Source organism: Spiroplasma poulsonii (assembly GCF_009866525.1).
Taxonomy (GTDB): domain Bacteria; phylum Bacillota_I; class Bacilli_A; order Mycoplasmatales; family Mycoplasmataceae; genus Spiroplasma; species Spiroplasma poulsonii.
In genome coordinates this window covers 991,453-1,013,714 of record NZ_CM020866.1, presented here as the reverse complement: position 1 = coordinate 1,013,714, position 22,262 = coordinate 991,453, and the positions used below count along the sequence as shown (strand labels likewise).

At 24.6% G+C, this 22,262-nt stretch carries 33 protein-coding genes and 1 pseudogene; 20 read left to right on the top strand and 14 right to left on the bottom strand.

The window, feature by feature from the left end; translation table 4 throughout:
- Window positions 1–22: 22 nt before the first annotated feature.
- The gene (locus MSROBK_RS13540) at window positions 23–454 is read right to left on the bottom strand and encodes a transposase (RefSeq protein WP_416375040.1); all 432 of its coding nucleotides are present in this window, start codon (window positions 452–454) and stop codon (window positions 23–25) included.
- A complete protein-coding gene (locus tag MSROBK_RS13535; protein WP_040093590.1) occupies window positions 439–891 on the bottom strand; it encodes an IS5 family transposase in 453 nt (150 codons plus the stop codon). The genes MSROBK_RS13540 and MSROBK_RS13535 overlap by 16 nt, the downstream gene beginning before the upstream one ends.
- Before the next feature lie 278 nt (window positions 892–1,169).
- Between MSROBK_RS13535 and MSROBK_RS05690 the strand changes: the two genes are divergently transcribed.
- The 12 genes from MSROBK_RS05690 to MSROBK_RS05640 all read left to right on the top strand — a co-directional run bounded on the left by MSROBK_RS05690 (window position 1,170) and on the right by MSROBK_RS05640 (window position 9,501).
- On the top strand, window positions 1,170–2,927 hold the full coding sequence (locus MSROBK_RS05690; protein WP_227991111.1) for an ABC transporter permease: 1,758 nt from the start codon (window positions 1,170–1,172) through the stop codon (window positions 2,925–2,927).
- Between the two features lie 23 nt (window positions 2,928–2,950).
- Window positions 2,951–3,985, top strand: a complete 1,035-nt coding sequence (locus MSROBK_RS05685; RefSeq protein ID WP_052443501.1) for an ABC transporter ATP-binding protein — start codon at window positions 2,951–2,953, stop codon at window positions 3,983–3,985.
- Window positions 3,986–4,018: 33 nt separating this feature from the next.
- Complete coding sequence (locus MSROBK_RS05680) at window positions 4,019–4,504, top strand: pyridoxal-phosphate dependent enzyme (RefSeq protein WP_052443500.1); 486 nt, start codon at window positions 4,019–4,021, stop codon at window positions 4,502–4,504.
- Window positions 4,505–4,570: 66 nt separating this feature from the next.
- Window positions 4,571–5,023: an IS5 family transposase gene (locus tag MSROBK_RS13530; protein WP_040092446.1), complete on the top strand. Its 453-nt coding sequence runs from the start codon at window positions 4,571–4,573 to the stop codon at window positions 5,021–5,023.
- Entirely contained in the window at window positions 5,008–5,406 is a 399-nt protein-coding gene (locus tag MSROBK_RS13525; RefSeq protein WP_242441474.1) for a transposase family protein, read from the top strand. Before MSROBK_RS13530 ends, MSROBK_RS13525 begins: the two co-directional genes overlap by 16 nt.
- Before the next feature lie 150 nt (window positions 5,407–5,556).
- Window positions 5,557–5,787 carry a hypothetical protein gene (locus MSROBK_RS05670; protein ID WP_040093588.1) on the top strand — a complete coding sequence of 77 codons (231 nt, stop codon included), beginning with the start codon at window positions 5,557–5,559 and terminating at the stop codon, window positions 5,785–5,787.
- A 335-nt stretch (window positions 5,788–6,122) separates the two neighbouring features.
- A complete protein-coding gene (locus MSROBK_RS05665) occupies window positions 6,123–6,362 on the top strand; it encodes a hypothetical protein (RefSeq protein ID WP_040093587.1) in 240 nt (79 codons plus the stop codon).
- A gap of 690 nt (window positions 6,363–7,052) precedes the next feature.
- Window positions 7,053–7,241: a hypothetical protein gene (locus MSROBK_RS05660; protein ID WP_133165036.1), complete on the top strand. Its 189-nt coding sequence runs from the start codon at window positions 7,053–7,055 to the stop codon at window positions 7,239–7,241.
- A 2-nt stretch (window positions 7,242–7,243) separates the two neighbouring features.
- Window positions 7,244–7,381, top strand: a complete 138-nt coding sequence (locus tag MSROBK_RS05655; protein WP_157944213.1) for a hypothetical protein — start codon at window positions 7,244–7,246, stop codon at window positions 7,379–7,381.
- A gap of 2 nt (window positions 7,382–7,383) precedes the next feature.
- The gene (locus tag MSROBK_RS05650) at window positions 7,384–8,085 is read left to right on the top strand and encodes a hypothetical protein (RefSeq protein WP_040093586.1); all 702 of its coding nucleotides are present in this window, start codon (window positions 7,384–7,386) and stop codon (window positions 8,083–8,085) included.
- A gap of 1 nt (window position 8,086) precedes the next feature.
- Window positions 8,087–9,016, top strand: coding sequence for a recombinase RecT (locus MSROBK_RS05645; protein WP_052443499.1), 930 nt, complete (start codon window positions 8,087–8,089; stop codon window positions 9,014–9,016).
- Entirely contained in the window at window positions 9,001–9,501 is a 501-nt protein-coding gene (locus tag MSROBK_RS05640) for a hypothetical protein (RefSeq protein WP_133165035.1), read from the top strand. The genes MSROBK_RS05645 and MSROBK_RS05640 overlap by 16 nt, the downstream gene beginning before the upstream one ends.
- 205 nt (window positions 9,502–9,706) lie before the next feature.
- Here MSROBK_RS05640 and MSROBK_RS05635 read toward each other — a convergent pair whose 3' ends face one another.
- The 6 genes from MSROBK_RS05635 to MSROBK_RS05610 all read right to left on the bottom strand — a co-directional run bounded on the left by MSROBK_RS05635 (window position 9,707) and on the right by MSROBK_RS05610 (window position 12,074).
- Window positions 9,707–10,036, bottom strand: a complete 330-nt coding sequence (locus MSROBK_RS05635) for a hypothetical protein (protein ID WP_133165051.1) — start codon at window positions 10,034–10,036, stop codon at window positions 9,707–9,709.
- Window positions 10,037–10,113: 77 nt separating this feature from the next.
- Window positions 10,114–10,413, bottom strand: a complete 300-nt coding sequence (locus tag MSROBK_RS05630; RefSeq protein WP_040093585.1) for a hypothetical protein — start codon at window positions 10,411–10,413, stop codon at window positions 10,114–10,116.
- A gap of 90 nt (window positions 10,414–10,503) precedes the next feature.
- Window positions 10,504–10,746 (bottom strand): hypothetical protein, encoded by a 243-nt coding sequence (locus tag MSROBK_RS05625; RefSeq protein WP_040093584.1) that lies wholly within the window; start codon window positions 10,744–10,746, stop codon window positions 10,504–10,506.
- A 2-nt stretch (window positions 10,747–10,748) separates the two neighbouring features.
- A complete protein-coding gene (locus tag MSROBK_RS05620; RefSeq protein WP_157944236.1) occupies window positions 10,749–10,910 on the bottom strand; it encodes a hypothetical protein in 162 nt (53 codons plus the stop codon).
- Window positions 10,911–10,965: 55 nt separating this feature from the next.
- On the bottom strand, window positions 10,966–11,766 hold the full coding sequence (locus tag MSROBK_RS05615; protein ID WP_242441467.1) for an IS3 family transposase: 801 nt from the start codon (window positions 11,764–11,766) through the stop codon (window positions 10,966–10,968).
- A gap of 32 nt (window positions 11,767–11,798) precedes the next feature.
- Window positions 11,799–12,074: an IS3 family transposase gene (locus MSROBK_RS05610; RefSeq protein WP_040092565.1), complete on the bottom strand. Its 276-nt coding sequence runs from the start codon at window positions 12,072–12,074 to the stop codon at window positions 11,799–11,801.
- 97 nt (window positions 12,075–12,171) lie between these two features.
- Here MSROBK_RS05610 and MSROBK_RS05605 point away from each other — a divergent pair, with 97 nt between their 5' ends.
- From MSROBK_RS05605 to MSROBK_RS05575, 7 genes are all read left to right on the top strand, one after another.
- Entirely contained in the window at window positions 12,172–12,363 is a 192-nt protein-coding gene (locus tag MSROBK_RS05605; RefSeq protein ID WP_133165057.1) for a hypothetical protein, read from the top strand.
- A 464-nt stretch (window positions 12,364–12,827) separates the two neighbouring features.
- Window positions 12,828–13,067 carry a hypothetical protein gene (locus MSROBK_RS05600; protein WP_040092486.1) on the top strand — a complete coding sequence of 80 codons (240 nt, stop codon included), beginning with the start codon at window positions 12,828–12,830 and terminating at the stop codon, window positions 13,065–13,067.
- Between the two features lie 690 nt (window positions 13,068–13,757).
- A complete protein-coding gene (locus MSROBK_RS05595; protein WP_133165036.1) occupies window positions 13,758–13,946 on the top strand; it encodes a hypothetical protein in 189 nt (62 codons plus the stop codon).
- A gap of 2 nt (window positions 13,947–13,948) precedes the next feature.
- On the top strand, window positions 13,949–14,086 hold the full coding sequence (locus tag MSROBK_RS05590) for a hypothetical protein (RefSeq protein WP_157944213.1): 138 nt from the start codon (window positions 13,949–13,951) through the stop codon (window positions 14,084–14,086).
- 2 nt (window positions 14,087–14,088) lie between these two features.
- Window positions 14,089–14,790 carry a hypothetical protein gene (locus tag MSROBK_RS05585; protein ID WP_040092600.1) on the top strand — a complete coding sequence of 234 codons (702 nt, stop codon included), beginning with the start codon at window positions 14,089–14,091 and terminating at the stop codon, window positions 14,788–14,790.
- Window position 14,791: 1 nt separating this feature from the next.
- Window positions 14,792–15,721 (top strand): recombinase RecT, encoded by a 930-nt coding sequence (locus MSROBK_RS05580; protein ID WP_052443498.1) that lies wholly within the window; start codon window positions 14,792–14,794, stop codon window positions 15,719–15,721.
- A complete protein-coding gene (locus MSROBK_RS05575) occupies window positions 15,706–16,206 on the top strand; it encodes a hypothetical protein (protein WP_133165035.1) in 501 nt (166 codons plus the stop codon). Before MSROBK_RS05580 ends, MSROBK_RS05575 begins: the two co-directional genes overlap by 16 nt.
- A 205-nt stretch (window positions 16,207–16,411) precedes the next feature.
- Here the strand turns inward: MSROBK_RS05575 and MSROBK_RS05570 are convergent, their stop codons facing one another.
- The 6 genes from MSROBK_RS05570 to MSROBK_RS05545 form a co-directional block, all read right to left on the bottom strand.
- Window positions 16,412–16,741, bottom strand: coding sequence for a hypothetical protein (locus MSROBK_RS05570; RefSeq protein WP_133165051.1), 330 nt, complete (start codon window positions 16,739–16,741; stop codon window positions 16,412–16,414).
- Window positions 16,742–16,818: 77 nt separating this feature from the next.
- The gene (locus tag MSROBK_RS05565; protein WP_040093812.1) at window positions 16,819–17,451 is read right to left on the bottom strand and encodes a hypothetical protein; all 633 of its coding nucleotides are present in this window, start codon (window positions 17,449–17,451) and stop codon (window positions 16,819–16,821) included.
- A 2-nt stretch (window positions 17,452–17,453) separates the two neighbouring features.
- Window positions 17,454–18,629, bottom strand: coding sequence for a hypothetical protein (locus tag MSROBK_RS05560; protein WP_105628885.1), 1,176 nt, complete (start codon window positions 18,627–18,629; stop codon window positions 17,454–17,456).
- Window positions 18,619–19,536, bottom strand: coding sequence for a hypothetical protein (locus MSROBK_RS05555; protein ID WP_040093811.1), 918 nt, complete (start codon window positions 19,534–19,536; stop codon window positions 18,619–18,621). The genes MSROBK_RS05560 and MSROBK_RS05555 overlap by 11 nt, the downstream gene beginning before the upstream one ends.
- Before the next feature lie 6 nt (window positions 19,537–19,542).
- Window positions 19,543–20,913: a hypothetical protein gene (locus MSROBK_RS05550; RefSeq protein ID WP_040092584.1), complete on the bottom strand. Its 1,371-nt coding sequence runs from the start codon at window positions 20,911–20,913 to the stop codon at window positions 19,543–19,545.
- 15 nt (window positions 20,914–20,928) lie between these two features.
- Window positions 20,929–21,390 carry a hypothetical protein gene (locus tag MSROBK_RS05545; protein ID WP_040092582.1) on the bottom strand — a complete coding sequence of 154 codons (462 nt, stop codon included), beginning with the start codon at window positions 21,388–21,390 and terminating at the stop codon, window positions 20,929–20,931.
- A gap of 294 nt (window positions 21,391–21,684) precedes the next feature.
- Between MSROBK_RS05545 and MSROBK_RS05540 the strand changes: the two are divergent.
- A pseudogene (locus tag MSROBK_RS05540) lies at window positions 21,685–22,262 on the top strand (hypothetical protein); the annotation flags it as partial.

The following is a 22,262-nucleotide window of genomic DNA, read 5'->3' as shown; positions in this document are numbered from 1 at the left end:
AATTTTTAAATAAAAAACATAATTAATTAAAATTATATTTTTCTATTAGTATCTTTTTTACAAATATTTGCAATTTTTTAACAAGTAATGCAAGAAGTCTATTAAATCTTAAACCAAATCTTTTTCTTCGATTACGATATTTTTCTGTAATAATTTTAAATTTTTTAAGAATAGCAAAAATATTTTCAATAATAATTCTCATTTTTGAAACTAGTCTATTATATTGCTTTTGTTCTTTGTTTAAAGGGTTTTTCTTTGTTTTCTTTGTAGGTATTAGAACATTATTGTGATTTTTTTGTATTCCTTGATAACCACTATCAACTATTAATTTGGTATTTTTTAAAATTGGGATTTTTGATTCTTTAAATAAAGCATAATCATGTTTTTTTCCGAGCGAAAAACTTGTTGCAATAATTTTTTTGGTTTTTTGTTCGATAATTACTTGTGTTTTGATCGTGTGTTTTTTCTTTTTACCAGAATAAGATTGTTTTTGTCTTTTTTTGGGCGTTGGATTGGAGTTTCGGTAGCATCAATAATAATAGTTTTATCATTAAAATAATCATTTATTAGTGCTTTTTTACCAGCAAGTTGTTGAAAATCAGAGTTTTTAATTAAAATATCTTCAATTCACTTAATATTACGATAACAATTAGCCTCACTAATATCAAAACTTTTACCAAGATTAAAATAAGTCTGATATTCTCGTCAATATAATAAAGTCATCAATAATCTATTTTCTAATGATAATTTATTAGTTTTACCACCTTTTTTAAATTTTTCTATTTCAGCAACTTTTAAAATATCTAACATTTTATTAAAAGTGGATTTTTTTATTCCTGTTAATCTTAACCATTCTCTATCATTAAGAGTATTAAATTTATTATTGTTCATATTTTTATGTCCTCATAAATTATATTTTATAATAATATTTTAATAAAAAAGGGTATCGCAAGAAGTCTAATATTATTTATTTTTTGGTCATTATGGTATTTTTCGCTGCAGTAAAAAAGCAGTATCAAAAATTATGAAAATGTTATATAATGTATATGTATAACAAATTAATTAAAAGATTTGAGGGGTTGTAGGTGGCGAATAGAGTATTAAGATCAGGTAAATCAAATTCATGGTGGTCGTTGATTTTTTTTTCAATTTTTAAAATACGCCGTTCAATGGCGGTTTGAATTCTTTTTATTTTATCAGTTGTCTTATTTGGGGCAGTTGCTATTACTTTATTTTCTTCTTCAAAAAATGTTTATGAGTTTTTTAAGAATTTTCAGTATGGCGTTTTTATCTTTAATAATATTTTGTTATTGTTATTTATTTTATTAGTAATTATTAAAATTTTTGGTCGTGAATTTGAAGATGGAACATATTTGTTATTAATTTCAAAGCCATATTCACGATTTGTCCTGTTCTTATTAAAAATAATTGCCCTTTGAATTTTAATTCTTCTTTTTTTAGGAACAATTATTCTTTTTGCTTTTGGGATTGGTTATTTAGGTAATATTTTTAATAAGGATCCCCAATATTTACAAGTTTATCAAAATTTATTATTAAAATTATTTCTTTATTCAATGGCATTATCATTTTTTGCTTCAAGTGGGATTTTATTTGCGGTAACATTTTTAAACTCACAAGTTGTTTTACTAATTGTTGTTATTTTCTGTAGTTTGTTTCTAGTTGGTGGGATGCCATATTCATTAATTATGAGTTTAGCAAAAACCGTTGAATTAACATTTGCTAATGATAGTATTACTCAAAACTATCCAGTTCCAATTATTAAAAGTACAATTAATTTTAAAAAGAATCTTAAAAAAGATTTAATTAAATATCCTCATTTAACTAATGCGATTTGAAACTTTTATGATGAATGAAGTTATAGTGATTTAAATTTAGTCTTTAAAAATGATGACTACAAAGATATTACTAGTGACCCAGCATTACGTGTTCGTCGCTTAGATTTTTATAAAAATTTAGGATTAACTGTTCCTAAAACAGAAGAATTTGAAATCAAAAAACTTAAAACATGAGATTCATCAACAAGATATCTTTATGATAATAAACTTGAAGATCTTAAAACAATTATTAATAATGTTGGAGCAGCGAGCGGAAATGATGTTTCAATGAAAGTTAATTTTGCAACAGATTATTTTTTCAAATCAGAACAAGAATTAGATCAAAATGACCCCGTTCAAAAAGAACTTGCTGATTACATGGCAGTTGTCTCAAAGGCAGCGGGTTCATGAACAAATTATATTACAATGAATCTTTTTAGTGGGACATCGTTATTTTACTTTAATCCCACTGCTTCCTATTATAGTTTATCAACGACAAATGATAGCAAATTAGTAACAGTTAATCGGACATTATTGGAAGGAAATTCATTTAACCAAACGGATGTTTTTCGTCAAGAATGAGATAATGAATACAAAGGAACATTGTCCGATTATAATAATGGTAGTGATTTTAGAGATTGGGTCTTAGATTATTTTGATTCACCAACCCTGTTTGTTCTTCGTGAAATTGAAATTGATATTTTAAAGAAAATAATGGATTATAAATTACTTGAAGAACAACCAATTAAAATTAACAATGAGTGAATTAAATATGATAACCTAATGAATACTTATGGTTTAATTTCGAAGTTTAATATTATTGAACATTGAAACCAAATTTGAACCGCTTCGTTAAACTTCACGCCATATTGATTTGAGCCATTACAGCGGAGTAACATTGACTTTGAGGTTCAAAATAACTATTTAATGAGTTATCAAGATTTCCGTCTAGCCTTAGGGGTTGATAAGAAAATTGATGTTGACCCAGCACCATTTTTGAACATTAGTTTAATTCAATATATCTATCTCGGTTTATCGTGTCTTTTCTTAATATTTGCTTATTTAATCTTACGCCATAAAAATATTACTTAAAAGTTGAAAGGGGATGCTAAGAAATGAATAATAATGCATTAGTAGTCAGTGAAGTTGCAATCTCATCACGAAATTTTACTAAAAAATTTAAAAATAGTGTTGTTGGTCCTTTTAACTTTAATGTTGGACGAGGAAAATTACATGCAATTTTAGGAGCTTCTGGTAGTGGAAAAACCGTTTTCATTAAGTCTTTAATTGGTGGGTTAAAAGGTTTTAAAGGTGATATCTCTATTTTTGGTAAAAAAGCAACCAAAGTTGGAATGAAAAAAATGATTGGTTATGTACCAGAATTTATTACTTTTCCAGAAAACATTAGTTCTTATAACTTCTTAAAATACATGGGAAAAACAAATGGTTTGCGTGGAAGATATTTACGGGAACGAATTGAATGCTTAATGAAGTCATTAGAAATTTGAGAACACCGTGATAAAGATGTTAATTCTTTTTCATCGGGGATGAAAAAAAGGGTAATGATTATTCAAGGAATTATTCATGATCCAGAAATTTTAATTTTGGATGAACCAGAAGCAGGATTAGATATTAATAATCGTAAAAAAATTATTTTTTATTTAAAACAATTAACCCTACGTGGAAAAACAGTCTTTTTTTCATCACATTTACTAGATGAAATTAAAGAATATATTGATGAATTTACAATGGTTATGAATGGAACCCAAATTTATAGTGGTCAATTAGCGGCTTTTAATATTAAAAACAGTTATTATCTTGTTACTAATAATCCACAGGCTATGATGCGTTATTTTAACTCTAATCGGGTACCAAATTGATATGATAAGACCAATAATTATTTAAATTTTGTTTTAAATTCGCCGTTACATTTATATTATGTTACTCAGTATGCGTTAAAGAAACGGATTAAGATTGTAAAAATTAGTGAAGTTGAATTTTCATTTGATTTCTTACTACAAAAATTAAATATTACTTTACCACCTAATATGACAACAAATCGAAAATTACGAAAAAAATCAAATCAAAAAAGTCAAAAATTTTTTACCAGGTCCTGGGGTAGGTCCTGGACCGGGGGATATGGTCGTTAGGGAATGATAAAGTGTCATAAATTACAGTAAATTATGGTAAAGTACAACTCAGGAATTGCAAGTTATGTCAAAGCTGTAAATCCCAATTGTAAATTAATCGGTGTACAAAGTCAAAATGTTCCAAGTTATTATGAAGCAAGGAAAAGCAATAAATCGTTTTCAGTTCACGGTAAATTATCAATTGCCGATGGAATTGCGGTTAAACAAACTGGTTATATTACCTTTAGTATTTTAAATAAATATGTTGATGATGTTATCCTTGTATCAGAAGCAGAAATTGCTGAAACAATTTTATTTTTATTTGAAAATTGTAAAATTGTCGCAGAAGGCGCAGGGGCAGTAACCACGGCCGCAATGCTATTTAATAAACTAAATGTTAAAAACAAAAAAATTGTTTGTGTTTTATCAGGGGGAAATATTGAGGTGACAACTTTCTTAAATATTACAAACCGAGCTTTAATCAATCAGCGGCGTAGGGTTGTTTTAAAAATTGATGCACCACTAGGGAAAGGACATTAGACTTCTTGCGATACCCTTTTTTATTAAAATATTATTATAAAATATAATTTATGAGGACATAAAAATATGAACAATAATAAATTTAATACTCTTAATGATAGAGAATGGTTAAGATTAACAGGAATAAAAAAATCCACTTTTAATAAAATGTTAGATATTTTAAAAGTTGCTGAAATAGAAAAATTTAAAAAAGGTGGTAAAACTAATAAATTATCATTAGAAAATAGATTATTGATGACTTTATTATATTGACGAGAATATCAGACTTATTTTCATCTTGGTAAAAGTTTTGATATTAGTGAGGCTAATTGTTATCGTAATATTAAGTGAATTGAAGATATTTTAATTAAAAACTCTGATTTTCAACAACTTGCTGGTAAAAAAGCACTAATAAATGATTATTTTAATGATAAAACTATTATTATTGATGCTACCGAAACTCCAATCCAACGCCCAAAAAAAGACAAAAACAATCTTATTCTGGTAAAAAGAAAAAACACACGATCAAAACACAAGTAATTATCGAACAAGAAACCAAAAAAATTATTGCAACAAGTTTTTCGCTCGGAAAAAAACATGATTATGCTTTATTTAAAGAATCAAAAATCCCAATTTTAAAAAATACCAAATTAATAGTTGATAGTGGTTATCAAGGAATACAAAAAAATCACAATAATGTTCTAATACCTACAAAGAAAACAAAGAAAAACCCTTTAAACAAAGAACAAAAGCAATATAATAGACTAGTTTCAAAAATGAGAATTATTATTGAAAATATTTTTGCTATTCTTAAAAAATTTAAAATTATTACAGAAAAATATCGTAATCGAAGAAAAAGATTTGGTTTAAGATTTAATTTAATTGCCTCAATTTATAATTTACAATTATTATATTTAACATAAAATATTTATTTAAAATTAAATAATTTAAATAATAAATTAATTTTTCGTTGTGGAAAAATATTAAATTTTTAAATAAAAAACATAATTAATTAAAATTATATTTTTCTATTAGTATCTTTTTTACAAATATTTGCAATTTTTTAACAAGTAATGCAAGAAGTCTATTTAACAAAGATTACGAATGTTGTTGATTCTCATGGTGTTCAAATTCATAAAATTTCTGATTTACAATTAGAAAATAGTTTAGAAATTAATCGAGAAATTATTCGATTAGTAGTTGATATTAATACAAAAGCTGAATTAGGAGACATTGTTATTGACTTAGAGAAGTTGGGATATACTGTGATGGAAAAAGAATTTATTGATTCAATTATAAAATAATGGAGGTCGTATAAAAAATATTGGGGTTTTGGAAAAAAACTCGGAAATTGAATAAGAATAATAAATTAAACCATTTACTAAAATGGTTTTTTTATTTGTAAAACCAAAATTATTAATTGATTCAGAGAAAGGACAGCATCTTAAATTCTTAAAATAGAAACTTTTTACACAACTTTCTGATACCCTCTTTAAGTTGTTTACACATTTATAAATATCTTAGAAATTTTTACAAAGTGTACCTGTTTTTTCTCCTAATTTAAGGTGTTGTCTTTTCTTTGTTTCAGTTAATTAGTTTGTTAATAAATAAAAAAACTTAATAAAAGAAGGAGTAAGTAATGGAAATTAATAAACAACAAAAAATATGTGATGTTATTGATTGCTATAAATCAATATCATTCATTACCGAAGAATTTGTATCAAATAAAGTTTTATGAACTTGTGAAAAACATAAAAATTTATTAAATCATACAAAAGATAAAAACCAAGAGTGGTTTTATAAACGTTTAGAAAATTCAAAAATTATCTTTGATTATAAAACTGGTTTTTTAAAACTTTGATTTTATAAAACAACTTAATGCAGAGTGGAACGGTTATTTTAAATAACTAAGTGTTTTTATTCCACAGGAGGCGGTCTAGCACAGCGGTAATCAGTCCGGAAATAATAGACGCTTTAACAAGCGATAGTGGTGATAAGTGCGCGGTCAACATCTAACCACAATAAACAAAAGAGATGGTCACTTTATAAATAAATTTGCGATAGATATTACTTCTTAGAAGTGACAGCGGTTTAAAAACCACAAAGTCAGCATTAGGCTCTTCAAGGTGCAAGTAGATTTATTTTAAAAACTGAACGCTTTGACCTGAAATGGTGCGGGTGAAGAGAGAGAAAACTCTCTGGCTACAAAAACAAAAAACAACTGTCGATTATTTAACTAACAACATACCGCCACCGCTCACCCACAGCGAAGCGGATGGCGTAGTAAATAAAATAGATAAATACAATACTTATATAACTAATTCTCGCTTTGGCACTTTCACTTGGTAGTGAGTGCCAGCGAGTTAAAAAATAGGAAAAATAATTTAGGAGGTAAATATGAAAAAGTTAAATAAAATTTGTCTTAAACAAAAATATTGAGGATATTGCTCAAAATGCAATCAAGAAAACAAATTACAAGAATTAATGTTTAAAAGTTATTCAGTATCATTTTAAGATATGACTGATGAACATTGAGCATTAGGGAAACAAAATTAGGAGGAATTAAATTATGAATAAAAGATACGTATTAATAATGAAATATAATAATTTGTTTGATAAAACAACTATTTTTAAAACAGATTTTTTTTATACATTAGAAGAAGCGAGGATTACTGCTAATGTTGAAAATGAAAATCATTGATTAACAACTATTATTGATTTAGAAGATAGCAATATTAAATGACAAGGAGATAAATAATTATGTGAAAAGATGAAAATGGTTATGTTTATACAGAAGAAGATTTATTTAATTTAGCATTAGATGAATGTTATTCAGAAGAAAGTGCTTATGAATATATTGATAATTTAATTAATGAAATGGAATTAGAGGAAATTTAATTATGGAAGATTTAAAATTAAATAATGAAGTTAAAAATATTACTTATCCGTTTTATTTAAAAGGAAATAATTTTAAAGAATTAAGCTTAAAAGCATTAAAAATTAAAAAGTGAATTGATGAAAATGGACAAGAATTAGCAGAATTTATATATCGACAACAAGCTTGATTAATAAATGGAGAATATAAATCACAATCACTAAAAGATTTAAAATTAGTAGTTTCAAAAATTGATTATATTTTTAGAGAACCATTAGAAATAATAAAATCTTTTAAAGATGAATTAAATTTTATTAGAAAAGATATTTTAAATTTAGAAAATAATATTAAGAATAATCATGATTCTTTAAAAAATAGTGTCATTAATATTCAATTTCAAAAACAAAATAAAATTATTGAAACTCATAAAAAAGAGCAATTTTTAGAAATTAAAAGTATAGCAAAACAAGAACAAGAATTAAAAATTATTACTAGTAATTTTCGGAAAGAAAAATTATTAATTAAAGATATTGAGGTTATTGGTATTAATGATGATTTTTTACAAAATGCTGATAAATTAGAACTTATTAATCTTATTAAAAATTATTTAACTGTTGATGAACAAATTGTTAAAAATGAAATTAAAGATCAATGAGATAGTAATAAAGATATTAATTTAATTGGGGTTAAAGGTATTAATTTTAAAATAAATAAAGGAGAAAAATAACATGACAAATATTGTAGAATTTTTAAGAACAGATAAGGTAACTGATTGAATAAAAAGTAAATTTTCTAATGAAAATGAAATTGCAAGATTTAAAAGTAATATAATTGCAATATCAAATAGTAATGAATTATTACAAAAAGCAGATCCAAAAACAATTATGACTGCTTGTTATCAAGGTGTTTTATTAAATTTACCAATGGAAAAACAATTCGGTTATGCTTATGTAGTACCATATAATACAAAAATAACAAGAATTATTAATGGTCGTGAAATCCAAGAATGAATTAATCAAGCCCAATTTCAAATGGGTTATAAAGGTTATATTCAATTAGCCCAAAGAAGTGGCAAATATTTAGATATGTCAGTATCAGATGTTAGAGCAAATGAATTAATAAATTATGATCGTTTAAAAGGTACTGCTTTTAATTGAAATCAAAATGAAGATGAACGAGAAAAATTATCAATTATAGGTTATGTAGCATATTTTAAAATGGTTAATGGTTTTGAAAAAACTTTATATATGACAAAAGAGCAAATGGAAAATCATTTTATGAAATATTCTAAAACTTATGCTAAAAATAAATCATTTTATATTGCTAGTTTTGATGAAATGGCCCTTAAAACAGTATTAACATCATTATTAAGAAAATGAGGTATTATGTCAGTTGAATTACAACAAGCATATAAATCAGATCAAGCAGTTATTACAACTAATGATGAAAAGATTTATATTGATAATGATGCTACTTTCATCCAAAATAATGGGCATATTAACGATGAAACTTTATCAAATAATATAAATTTAAATTATAATACCCCACCTAATGATGAAATAGTGGACATAAACGATAATGTAGTTAAAGAAGAAGATATATCAAATGTAGTACCAGTAGTTAATAATAACAATGATGAAGAATGAGCCAATTGATAAAAATAGGTATTGACCCATCAGGAACTGGTACTACGGCTATTGTTGTTTATAAAAATAATAAATTAATAGATAAACAAGAATTTACAAATAAAGGCTGAAAAGAACATTATGAATTTATTATAAATTATTTGAAAAATGAAAAACTATTTGGGAAAATATTATCAAATAATCATAAACTAGAATATTTAATTTTTATAGAAAATTGTTTATATACAAATGCCAATGGCTCAAAAGATAGAGATGATTTATTGAAATTATTAGGTTCATTAGAAACGCAAGGATATATTGCTACTATTTCACCAAAACATACAAAATCAGTTGTTAAAAATATGGAAAATTTAAGTAAATATAATGATGGTTATATATGAAAATATGAAAAAGATGTTAATTTAACTTATCAATATGGTAAAAGTTGAAAATATAATAATGAAAAAATAAGTAATCATTTACGAGATGCAATTATTATTGCTAATTATGAAAGTTAATTTATGAAACATTCATATAATCAAAAAACAGGAAAATATTATTCTTGTAAAATTCGGAATATAAATGTTTACTTAAATGAAAATGAAGAACAAGTTTGAAATGAATTAAATTTTAATACTTATTCGCAACGAATTGAATATCTTATAAACTTTTATATAACACACAATAAAGAAAAATAAAAAATAACCAATTAAGGTTATTTTTTTAAATATTATTTGTTAATTGTCTAATGGCATCTTTTTGTGCTTGTTTTTTATCATTAACTTTAACTTGTTTTTTAACATTTTTAATTTGACCTGTTTTTAATGCTAATTCTGTTGCATAATCAGGTCCTCGTAAATGTTTTTCGTGGGCAATAACAGCAGTTCTTAATTCTCTGATTTCTGCTTTATATTTTTTAATTTTTTTAGCAGATAATCCTAGAATACCAAGACTACCCATTCCACCCGCACCCGCTAACACAAGTAAAGCAATCATTAATGTTTCATTCATTTTATTTAATTCCTTTCTTATTCTTACTCAAACAGTGGCCATCTATCCTTTCAGAACAAAATAATTTATAAATTAAACTATATAACCACCCAAAAATATCAACCGCCCCTATATATAGTCTATTTTAAATTTAATTCTTTGTTATTTTCTTCTTGTTTTTGTTTTTTAATATTTTCATTTTGTATATTTTTAAATATTTCTTCTGTTATGCCATCTAAATTATTTCATTGTTTTGCTAATCTTGGTTGAATAACACGCGGATTAATCCGACAATCTAAACAATGTCTTAAATGGTCTTTTTTTCATTTTGATTTATCAATTCAAATGATAATTAAAGAAATTATTAAAGTAATTAAAGGTAATATTGTAAATACTAATCCCATTTTAGATATTTTTAATCTTGGTATATCAATTTTCATATCTACTTTTGGTTTACTACTAGCAACAAATATGCCCTGAATTACATGCGTAAATAAAGGTGTTAATAAAATAGCAATGCCATTACCTCATTATTGACCATAATTATATCAATTAATATCATCTTTAATTGCATTAATCATTCCATATTCTAACCAACAATTTAATGCTAAAAATATCAATGTATAAAAACTAACTACTCAACTACGAATTTTATATTTTCTTTCTCATTCTCTAATATCTTTATGAGTTCAATTATAAGTTGGAATAGGGTCTTTTTTAAATCAATTTCAAGGTAACGCCCCCTTTAATCAAGTTGTTTTATCTTGCTTCATAATTAACTCACCAATTTTCTTTCAATTTTTAAATTACCTATATTTACATTATCATAAGAACTAATAAGACCATTTGTGTCAATATACCAACCTGAAACACCTTTACTATATGATACAACAATTCCACAACCAATATCAAAATCTTTAAAAGTTTCTACAAACATATATGGTAAAATTGAAAATTGACATCTGGAATGGCAAGGGTTTTTTGGACAAATTTTATGTAGAGTAAAGATTTTTATATTCAATTGGTGTTAAATAATTTAATTTGCTGTGAATTCGTACATTATTGTATCAATTAACATAGTCAAATAATTCTAATTTAAATTGTTCAATATTTTTAAATTTTCTGTTTTTAATTAATTCTGTTTTTAAAATTTTATAGGTTGATTCAGAAACAGCATTATCATAAGGACAGCCTGGTTTACTATAAGATTTTGCAACATTGTTTTTAGCTAAAAGATTGTAAATGATATTGTTATTAAATTCGCTTCCTTGATCAGTATGAAATATTTTAATATTATCTAAAGAAAAACTAAGCTTTTTAAAAGTATTTTCAACTAATTTGGCATCTTTATGAGAACTAACATCATAACCAATAACTTCACGATTAAATAAATCAATTAGAAAGCACACATAATATCATTTGCTATTGATAGCAACTTGTGTTAAATCACTGACAACAACTTCATGTAGTTTATAATTATTAAATTCTTGATTTAACAAATTATGATATTTGTATATAGCGTTTTTGTTACTTTGATGTTTATATTTAAGTTTTGTATAATTGGAAATTAAGTTATATCTTTGCATTATTTTACTAATTTTTATTCGTGATAATAAAATATTTTGTTGTGCTAACATAACTTTAATTTTTCTTGTGCCATAATTTTTACGACTTTTTAAGAAAATACTGATAACAGCATTATCAATAGTATGGTTTGATTTAGGATTATTTGATTTCAATTGATAATAAAACGTTGATCTAGGAACTTTTAGTGTTTTGCATAAATTAGTAATTGCATATTTTTCTTTGTTGTTTTTAATAATTACTATTTTTTGCCTATTATCAGTGTGGCTTGCTTTAAAATATCATTTTCCATTCGTAATTGTTTAATTTCTTTTCTTAGATGAATTAGTTCATTTTCTTCTGGGCTTCGATTATCTTTTGCTTTAAATGAACCAGAATTATTGAATTCATAAATTCATTTTCAAACTGTTGATTTACCGACCTGATAGTCACTGGACAATTGTTTTGCTGTTTTACCTGTTTTATAAAGACTAACAATTTGTTGTTTAAATTCATCGGTATAATGATTCTTTGCCATAATTACACCTCCATTTATTAATTTAATTATAATCCTTACTCCACATTATTGTTGTCCAATTTATCTTAACCCATCCAATAAAGATATTTTAGATACTATGGAGCATGTAAAAATTAGTTTAATGACAGTATCTAATATTATGAAAAATGCAAAAACTGACGAAGAATATTACTTTAATAAAAGTAATAAAAAAATAGATATTCCACACACTTTATATATTCAAATGGATGGGACTTATTTGAAAATGTTAGATTCAACAAAGCAAGGAAGAAAAAAGATGGTCGTATAAATTATTTTGGGGTCTTAAATTAATATCTTAGAAATTGTGGAATAATATACCACTTACTTATTTAGATTGTATTACTTTTAATTTTATTGTCAATATATTTTTCTATTTTTTTAAATTTTTCCACAAAAAAAATGGTCGTATAAAAAATATTGGGGTTTTGGAAAAAAACTCGGAAATTGAATAAGAATAATAAATTAAACCATTTACTAAAATGGTTTTTTTATTTGTAAAACCAAAATTATTAATTGATTCAGAGAAAGGACAGCATCTTAAATTCTTAAAATAGAAACTTTTTACACAACTTTCTGATACCCTCTTTAAGTTGTTTACACATTTATAAATATCTTAGAAATTTTTACAAAGTGTACCTGTTTTTTCTCCTAATTTAAGGTGTTGTCTTTTCTTTGTTTCAGTTAATTAGTTTGTTAATAAATAAAAAAACTTAATAAAAGAAGGAGTAAGTAATGGAAATTAATAAACAACAAAAAATATGTGATGTTATTGATTGCTATAAATCAATATCATTCATTACCAAAGAATTTTTATCAAATAAAGTTTTATGAACTTGTGAAAAACATAAAAATTTATTAAATCATACAAAAGATAAAAACCAAGAGTGGTTTTATAAACGTTTAGAAAATTCAAAAATTATCTTTGATTATAAAACTGGTTTTTTAAAACTTTGATTTTATAAAACAACTTAATGCAGAGTGGAACGGTTATTTTAAATAACTAAGTGTTTTTATTCCACAGGAGGCGGTCTAGCACAGCGGTAATCAGTCCGGAAATAATAGACGCTTTAACAAGCGATAGTGGTGATAAGTGCGCGGTCAACATCGAACCACAATAAACAAAAGAGATGGTCACTTTATAAATAAATTTGCGATAGATATTACTTCTTAGAAGTGACAGCGGTTTAAAAACCACAAAGTCAGCATTAGGCTCTTCAAGGTGCAAGTAGATTTATTTTAAAAACTGAACGCTTTGACCTGAAATGGTGCGGGTGAAGAGAGAGAAAACTCTCTGGCTACAAAAACAAAAAACAACTGTCGATTATTTAACTAACAACATACCGCCACCGCTCACCCACAGCGAAGCGGATGGCGTAGTAAATAAAATAGATAAATACAATACTTATATAACTAATTCTCGCTTTGGCACTTTCACTTGGTAGTGAGTGCCAGCGAGTTAAAAAATAGGAAAAATAATTTAGGAGGTAAATATGAAAAATTTAAATAAAATTTGTCTTAAACAAAAATATTGAGGATATTGCTCAAAATGCAATCAAGAAAACAAATTACAAGAATTAATGTTTAAAAGTTATTCAGTATCATTTTAAGATATGACTGATGAACATTGAGCATTGGGGAAACAAAATTAGGAGGAATTAAATTATGAATAAAAGATACGTATTAATAATGAAATATAATAATTTGTTTGATAAAACAACTATTTTTAAAACAGATTTTTTTTATACATTAGAAGAAGCGAGGATTACTGCTAATGTTGAAAATGAAAATCATTGATTAACAACTATTATTGATTTAGAAGATAGCAATATTAAATGACAAGGAGATAAATAATTATGTGAAAAGATGAAAATGGTTATGTTTATACAGAAGAAGATTTATTTAATTTAGCATTAGATGAATGTTATTCAGAAGAAAGTGCTTATGAATATATTGATAATTTAATTAATGAAATGGAATTAGAGGAAATTTAATTATGGAAGATTTAAAATTAAATAATGAAGTTAAAAATATTACTTATCCGTTTTATTTAAAAGGAAATAATTTTAAAGAATTAAGCTTAAAAGCATTAACAATTAAAAAGTGAATTGATGAAAATGGACAAGAATTAGCAGAATTTATATATCGACAACAAGCTTGATTAATAAATGGAGAATATAAATCACAATCACTAAAAGATTTAAAATTAGTAGTTTCAAAAATTGATTATATTTTTAGAGAACCATTAGAAATAATAAAATCTTTTAAAGATGAATTAAATTTTATTAGAAAAGATATTTTAAATTTAGAAAATAATATTAAGAATAATCATGATTCTTTAAAAAATAGTGTCATTAATATTCAATTTCAAAAACAAAATAAAATTATTGAAACTCATAAAAAAGAGCAATTTTTAGAAATTAAAAGTATAGCAAAACAAGAACAAGAATTAAAAATTATTACTAGTAATTTTCGGAAAGAAAAATTATTAATTAAAGATATTGAGGTTATTGGTATTAATGATGATTTTTTACAAAATGCTGATAAATTAGAACTTATTAATCTTATTAAAAATTATTTAACTGTTGATGAACAAATTGTTAAAAATGAAATTAAAGATCAATGAGATAGTAATAAAGATATTAATTTAATTGGGGTTAAAGGTATTAATTTTAAAATAAATAAAGGAGAAAAATAACATGACAAATATTGTAGAATTTTTAAGAACAGATAAGGTAACTGATTGAATAAAAAGTAAATTTTCTAATGAAAATGAAATTGCAAGATTTAAAAGTAATATAATTGCAATATCAAATAGTAATGAATTATTACAAAAAGCAGATCCAAAAACAATTATGACTGCTTGTTATCAAGGTGTTTTATTAAATTTACCAATGGAAAAACAATTCGGTTATGCTTATGTAGTACCATATAATACAAAAATAACAAGAATTATTAATGGTCGTGAAATCCAAGAATGAATTAATCAAGCCCAATTTCAAATGGGTTATAAAGGTTATATTCAATTAGCCCAAAGAAGTGGCCAATATTTAGATATGTCAGTATCAGATGTTAGAGCAAATGAATTAATAAATTATGATCGTTTAAAAGGTACTGCTTTTAATTGAAATCAAAATGAAGATGAACGAGAAAAATTATCAATTATAGGTTATGTAGCATATTTTAAAATGGTTAATGGTTTTGAAAAAACTTTATATATGACAAAAGAGCAAATGGAAAATCATTTTATGAAATATTCTAAAACTTATGCTAAAAATAAATCATTTTATATTGCTAGTTTTGATGAAATGGCCCTTAAAACAGTATTAACATCATTATTAAGAAAATGAGGTATTATGTCAGTTGAATTACAACAAGCATATAAATCAGATCAAGCAGTTATTACAACTAATGATGAAAAGATTTATATTGATAATGATGCTACTTTCATCCAAAATAATGGGCATATTAACGATGAAACTTTATCAAATAATATAAATTTAAATTATAATACCCCACCTAATGATGAAATAGTGTACATAAACGATAATGTAGTTAAAGAAGAAGATATATCAAATGTAGTACCAGTAGTTAATAATAACAATGATGAAGAATGAGCCAATTGATAAAAATAGGTATTGACCCATCAGGAACTGGTACTACGGCTATTGTTGTTTATAAAAATAATAAATTAATAGATAAACAAGAATTTACAAATAAAGGCTGAAAAGAACATTATGAATTTATTATAAATTATTTGAAAAATGAAAAACTATTTGGGAAAATATTATCAAATAATCATAAACTAGAATATTTAATTTTTATAGAAAATTGTTTATATACAAATGCCAATGGCTCAAAAGATAGAGATGATTTATTGAAATTATTAGGTTCATTAGAAACGCAAGGATATATTGCTACTATTTCACCAAAACATACAAAATCAGTTGTTAAAAATATGGAAAATTTAAGTAAATATAATGATGGTTATATATGAAAATATGAAAAAGATGTTAATTTAACTTATCAATATGGTAAAAGTTGAAAATATAATAATGAAAAAATAAGTAATCATTTACGAGATGCAATTATTATTGCTAATTATGAAAGTTAATTTATGAAACATTCATATAATCAAAAAACAGGAAAATATTATTCTTGTAAAATTCGGAATATAAATGTTTACTTAAATGAAAATGAAGAACAAGTTTGAAATGAATTAAATTTTAATACTTATTCGCAACGAATTGAATATCTTATAAACTTTTATATAACACACAATAAAGAAAAATAAAAAATAACCAATTAAGGTTATTTTTTTAAATATTATTTGTTAATTGTCTAATGGCATCTTTTTGTGCTTGTTTTTTATCATTAACTTTAACTTGTTTTTTAACATTTTTAATTTGACCTGTTTTTAATGCTAATTCTGTTGCATAATCAGGTCCTCGTAAATGTTTTTCGTGGGCAATAACAGCAGTTCTTAATTCTCTGATTTCTGCTTTATATTTTTTAATTTTTTTAGCAGATAATCCTAGAATACCAAGACTACCCATTCCACCCGCACCCGCTAACACAAGTAAAGCAATCATTAATGTTTCATTCATTTTATTTAATTCCTTTCTTATTCTTACTCAAACAGTGGCCATCTATCCTTTCAGAACAAAATAATTTATAAATTAAACTATATAACCACCCAAAAATATCAACCGCCCCTATATATAGTCTATTTTAAATTTAATTCTTTGTTATTTTCTTCTTGTTTTTGTTTTTTAATATTTTCATTTTGTATATTTTTAAATATTTCTTCTGTTATGCCATCTAAATTATTTCATTGTTTTGCTAATCTTGGTTGAATAACACGCGGATTAATCCGACAATCTAAACAATGTCTTAAATGGTCTTTTTTTCATTTTGATTTATCAATTCAAATGATAATTAAAGAAATTATTAAAGTAATTAAAGGTAATATTGTAAATACTAATCCCATTTTAGATATTTTTAATCTTGGTATATCAATTTTCATATCTACTTTTGGTTTACTACTAGCAACAAATATGCCCTGAATTCCATACGTAAATAAAGGTGTTAATAAAATAGCAATGCCATTACCTCAATATTGACCATAATTATATCAATTAATATCATCTTTAATTGCATTAATCATTCCATATTCTAACCAACAATTTAATGCTAAAAATATCAATGTATAAAAACTAACTACTCAACTACGAATTTTATATTTTCTTTCTCATTCTCTAATATCTTTATGAGTTCAATTATAAGTTGGAATAGGGTCTTTTTTAAATCAATTTCAAGGTAACGCCCCCTTTAATCAAGTTGTTTTATCTTGCTTCATAATTAACTCACCAATTTTCTTTCAATTTTTAAATTAACTATATTTACATTATCATAAGAACTAATAAGACCATTTGTGTCAATATACCAAACAATTCCACAACCAATATCAAAATCTTTAAAAGTTTCTACAAACATATATGGTAAAATTGAAAATTGACATCATATTTTATATTTAAATTTAGAACTATCAAAATCTTTAATTTGATATTCAGTTGCTGGTTTAAAATCACTAGTATCTACAAATTCTCAATCATTACCAACACTAATAGAAATATCACCATTACCTAATAATGAATTACCATTAATAGTTTTAATATTTTCCCCACTTACTAATTTATCTTGTTTAAGAATAATATCTTGTGATGTTTTTACAATATATTTATCATCTTGCTTATCAATATAAGCTTTATTTAAATCACTATCTTTAATACCATATGATGGAATATCACCACTTTGTTTTGCTTTTCAGACATTATCTTCATAATAAATCGTGTTATTATCAAATGGAACTATTAATTTAATATATTCATTATAATCAATTTTAGAAAAATCATTAATAATTGGATAAGTAATATTTATTGAACCATCTGTTTGCAATCGCTCTTTTAATCAAAATAATAATGTTGGATAAAATGTTTTTTTAGTAATATATTTATATTCTTCTTCTCATGGATGAGAATAGTTTCCTAAATGATAATTATACGGTCTAGATACCGTTTTACTAGATATAATATCAATTATTTCACCTGCTAATTTTAAAGCATTTTTAACATCACGAGTAATATTTTCATTTGCTTCTGGGTCATTAGTTTGTGAATATGCTACACCACCTTGTGAAAATGAAGCACTACCAGTTAAATCATTAACTCCTTTTGGTAAATATCAATTTATAACTGCTAATAAACAAGCCGATTGAATATAACTTAATCATTTATCATATTCAATTAAACCAGTATTATCTTTTTTTACTCAAGGAAACAAATCTTTTTTATTAATTTTATCTGAAATTGTCCCACCTGATAATCTATCCATTCATAAACTAGTTTTTAAAATAGCATTATAAATTAAGTTATCATTACAAGCAGATTGCTTTCTATCATTAATAGGTTGTCAAAGTTTACTTTCTTTCACATCTTCAACTGTTATAAATAACAAATTACTTAAATTATTTTCCATATAAAACACCTCTTAATTGATTACGATATTTATTTTTTAAATTACTTGGCTTATAACTATTAACTCTTGTTTTTGTTTTCTTAATTGTTTTGATAGTTTGATTAGTTTTGTAAAACATATTTTTAACTGGTGATTTATATAAATTCTTAATATTTTTAACATCACTTTTTCGTTCTCGATACCATTTTTTATTATTAATTTCACCAGCAAAATTAAAATTAAAATGGCCAATCTTTAAATTATTAATAAACTTTTTAATTTGTTGTAATTTTTGAACTGTTGGTAATGTTAATTTAGTAGTTCCTTTGGGATATTTTTCTTTTAATCCTCTTGGCAGTCTTTTTTTAATATAATTTCTTAAATGACTAGGTAATCATTTTCTTAATCAATAACGTCAAAATAAAGTACCCGCATTAGAAACGGCATTACTTAATAATTTTCAAATTTCAACTGGAACACTAGGATAAACATAGGGACCATAAAACTTCGGGTGTTTTGCTGTTTTTGTATATATTAAAATAGTTAAATTACCTGTTAAAGTTAATTTATTTGTAATATTAAACATACCACTATCAAGTCAACTACTATTTAAAGGTTGTCAATTAGTATTTAGATAATTTTCTTTTTTAAATTGTTCTCTATTTTTAATATTATTATCTTTTTCTAATTGACTTAATATTTGTTGAATTTCTCTTTTATGACCCTTTTTAATTAAATCTAAATAAGTAAATGGATTTAACCACTGATAAATATCTTCAATCTTATTTGTAATTTTTTGTAGCGGATTAGAATAATATGAAGCAAATTTGTTAACCTTATTAATTAAATTAACAAATTTATTTATTATTGATTTATTACCTAAATTCTCTGCTAATAAAGTTAAAATTCGTAATATTAATAAGTTCATTGTTTATTAAGTATTTTTAATTACGACATCAATTGGATTTGTTTGACCAGTAGCGTTGTTTTTACCCTCAATCTGAACTGAAATTGCTTTATCATTTGTAATATCAATTGGTCAATCTTCACCCTTACTTTCAATAAAGTAATCATAATCATTTTCAGTTAAAGAACTATCTACCGCTTTTACTGCTTTTAAAACGACAGCTTTAAATTGTGGTTTTAATTGTTCGATTGTTGCTTTTGTTGGGTCTGTGACATGAATAGTTGGTTTATCTAATTTATTAATTTTACTAATATCAATTTTATTTGTTGTTGGTTCATTAATTACATAATCAACTGGTACTCTAAATGTTTTATTTAAATTATTGTAAGCTGCTGTTCTTTCTTCAATTGTTGGTTCTTTTTCTAAAATAATTTTACATGTTTTTGGATATAAAATTGTTGGTGTTGCATATTGTACTTTACCAATTCATTTAGGGTTAGCAGTATCATTATCTAAAACTTGTTGAATAGTATCCATATTAATTGGATATGCTCATACTTGTTTATTAATAATTAAACCACTTACATTAGTAAAATTATAACCTTTATCACGGTTAACTTGTCCTTTTGTATATGTTTTTTCTAAATGAAAACTTTTTGATACAGGAATTCCCATTGCGGTATTTTCATATAATTCACCATTAACCATTGCTTTTAATTGAGCTTGTGAACCAATTACTTTTAAATAAGCCGGTGTTAATCCTAAATATGCTCTTCGTCCTAAAACCATAAACATTTTATCGGTTGGCAATCCAAAATATAAATTACTAATTTGATTAGTTAATTCAATCAAAGTTTCATTTAATGTAAAGAATGCCTTATTTGCATCATCAGCATTTTCTGCTGTATAACTACGAAATGGAATTACTTCATATTGACCATCTGCTAAACAATAATCATAAATAGCCTGAATTAATTCACATTCTAAATTAACAAATTTATTCTGTACAACACTAGAAATAGCATCAGCAATAACACCATTTTTAATATTTTGTTCTATTAATGCTAAATCAAAAGCCTCATTCATTAATTTTAAATTAAATCTTTTATCAATAGGTACTGGAATTCTTGTTAATCCCATTGTTTGAGTTGCTCCACCATTTGGTAATGAATAATCATTTTGTCATACCACACGATGAGTTAAATTATATAATGCTTGTCCTGCATTAGGTAATCAAGCAACTTGTTCGGCAGTTGCTGTTGCATACTGCATAATACTTGCATATTCATTATATAAAGGTCCACGCAATAAAGCATTAACCATATCAACATAGGCTTTTTGACCTGTTGTATTACCTTGTAATGTAAAAGGTACTTGTGGCAAATTAATTGTTGCCATAATTTTCACTCCTTATTATCTAAGGTTTTTAAGTGTGAAATCTGATATCTTTTTAATCTCTTCCGGAGTATATGCTCCTTTTTCTTTAATAATTTCAATTTCATCATTTTTATTTTCAACTGAATTTTCAATCATATCTTTAATAAAATTAGTTGGTGAAACTGATGGTTGTTCTTCAACAAACAAATCAGGTTTTAATTCTTTTAAAGTTTGCATTTTTTCAGTTAAAGAATTACCACTAACTTTATCTAAGTTAGTTTTAATATCTTCAATTTTAGTAGTTGGAACATATTTAAAGGCTTTTAATTCATCTAATTCATTAGATAATTTAATAAAGTCTTCTTTTGATATAACATCTTCGCGTTTTTGCACACTTTCTCTAATTTGTTTGGCTTCATTATTAAACTGATTTAAGATATTTTCTGCAATTTCTTCACTTAAACCTTGTTCTATTAATTGTTCTTTTGTAAGCGCCATTTTATAAACTCCTCTTTTTTTATCCTTGTTCGATTAACAAGTCAGCATAAACCCTTTTTTATGGAAAAAGATTAAACTCATAATTTAATTATACACCCATAGTTTATAAATACAATACTTTTTATAAACAAATACTAAACTTAATGTATTTTGTTGCTAATTTAAACCTTAAAACGTGTAATAAGAACTATTTTTCAAGATAAAATTTTTAAAATAATTCATAATTTTGCTTGTATATATATATATATATATATATAATGCCAATAGAAATTGATAAGAAGGAGAAATACAAGTATGAAAAAATTACTAAGTTTATTAAGCTTATTAACAATTAGTGGAAGTGCTGTACCAACAACAATTGCCGCTAGTCCTTATCAAAAAGAACAAACTATAAGAGTAAAAAGACAAACACAAAGTCCTATTTTTAAAACTAATGGAGCTGACATTCCAACAGAACAACAAATCAAAGATAAATTAATTAATAAATATCCACACATAGCGGCTGAACAAATTAAAGTCAAAAATATTACTAGTAATTATGTAAATATTACTATAGATGGATTTTCTGGAGAAACAACACTTACTTTTATAGTTGATAAATCTATACCTTTAAACAATGTTATTGCAAACCATAATTTAGGAGAAATAGATTTTTCAAAATTAGTTAATAGTTATGAAGAACAAATTAAGTTTAGATTATTAGAATTAAACCCACAATTAGACACAACAAAAATTAATGTTACAAGTATTACAACAAGTAATGCTAAAGTTAGTTCAAATGATATAAATATTTATAATGGTGAATTAAATATTAAATATAGTAGACCAGTAAAATCAATTATTAGAAACATTGAATTAGGTTCAATTAGAAC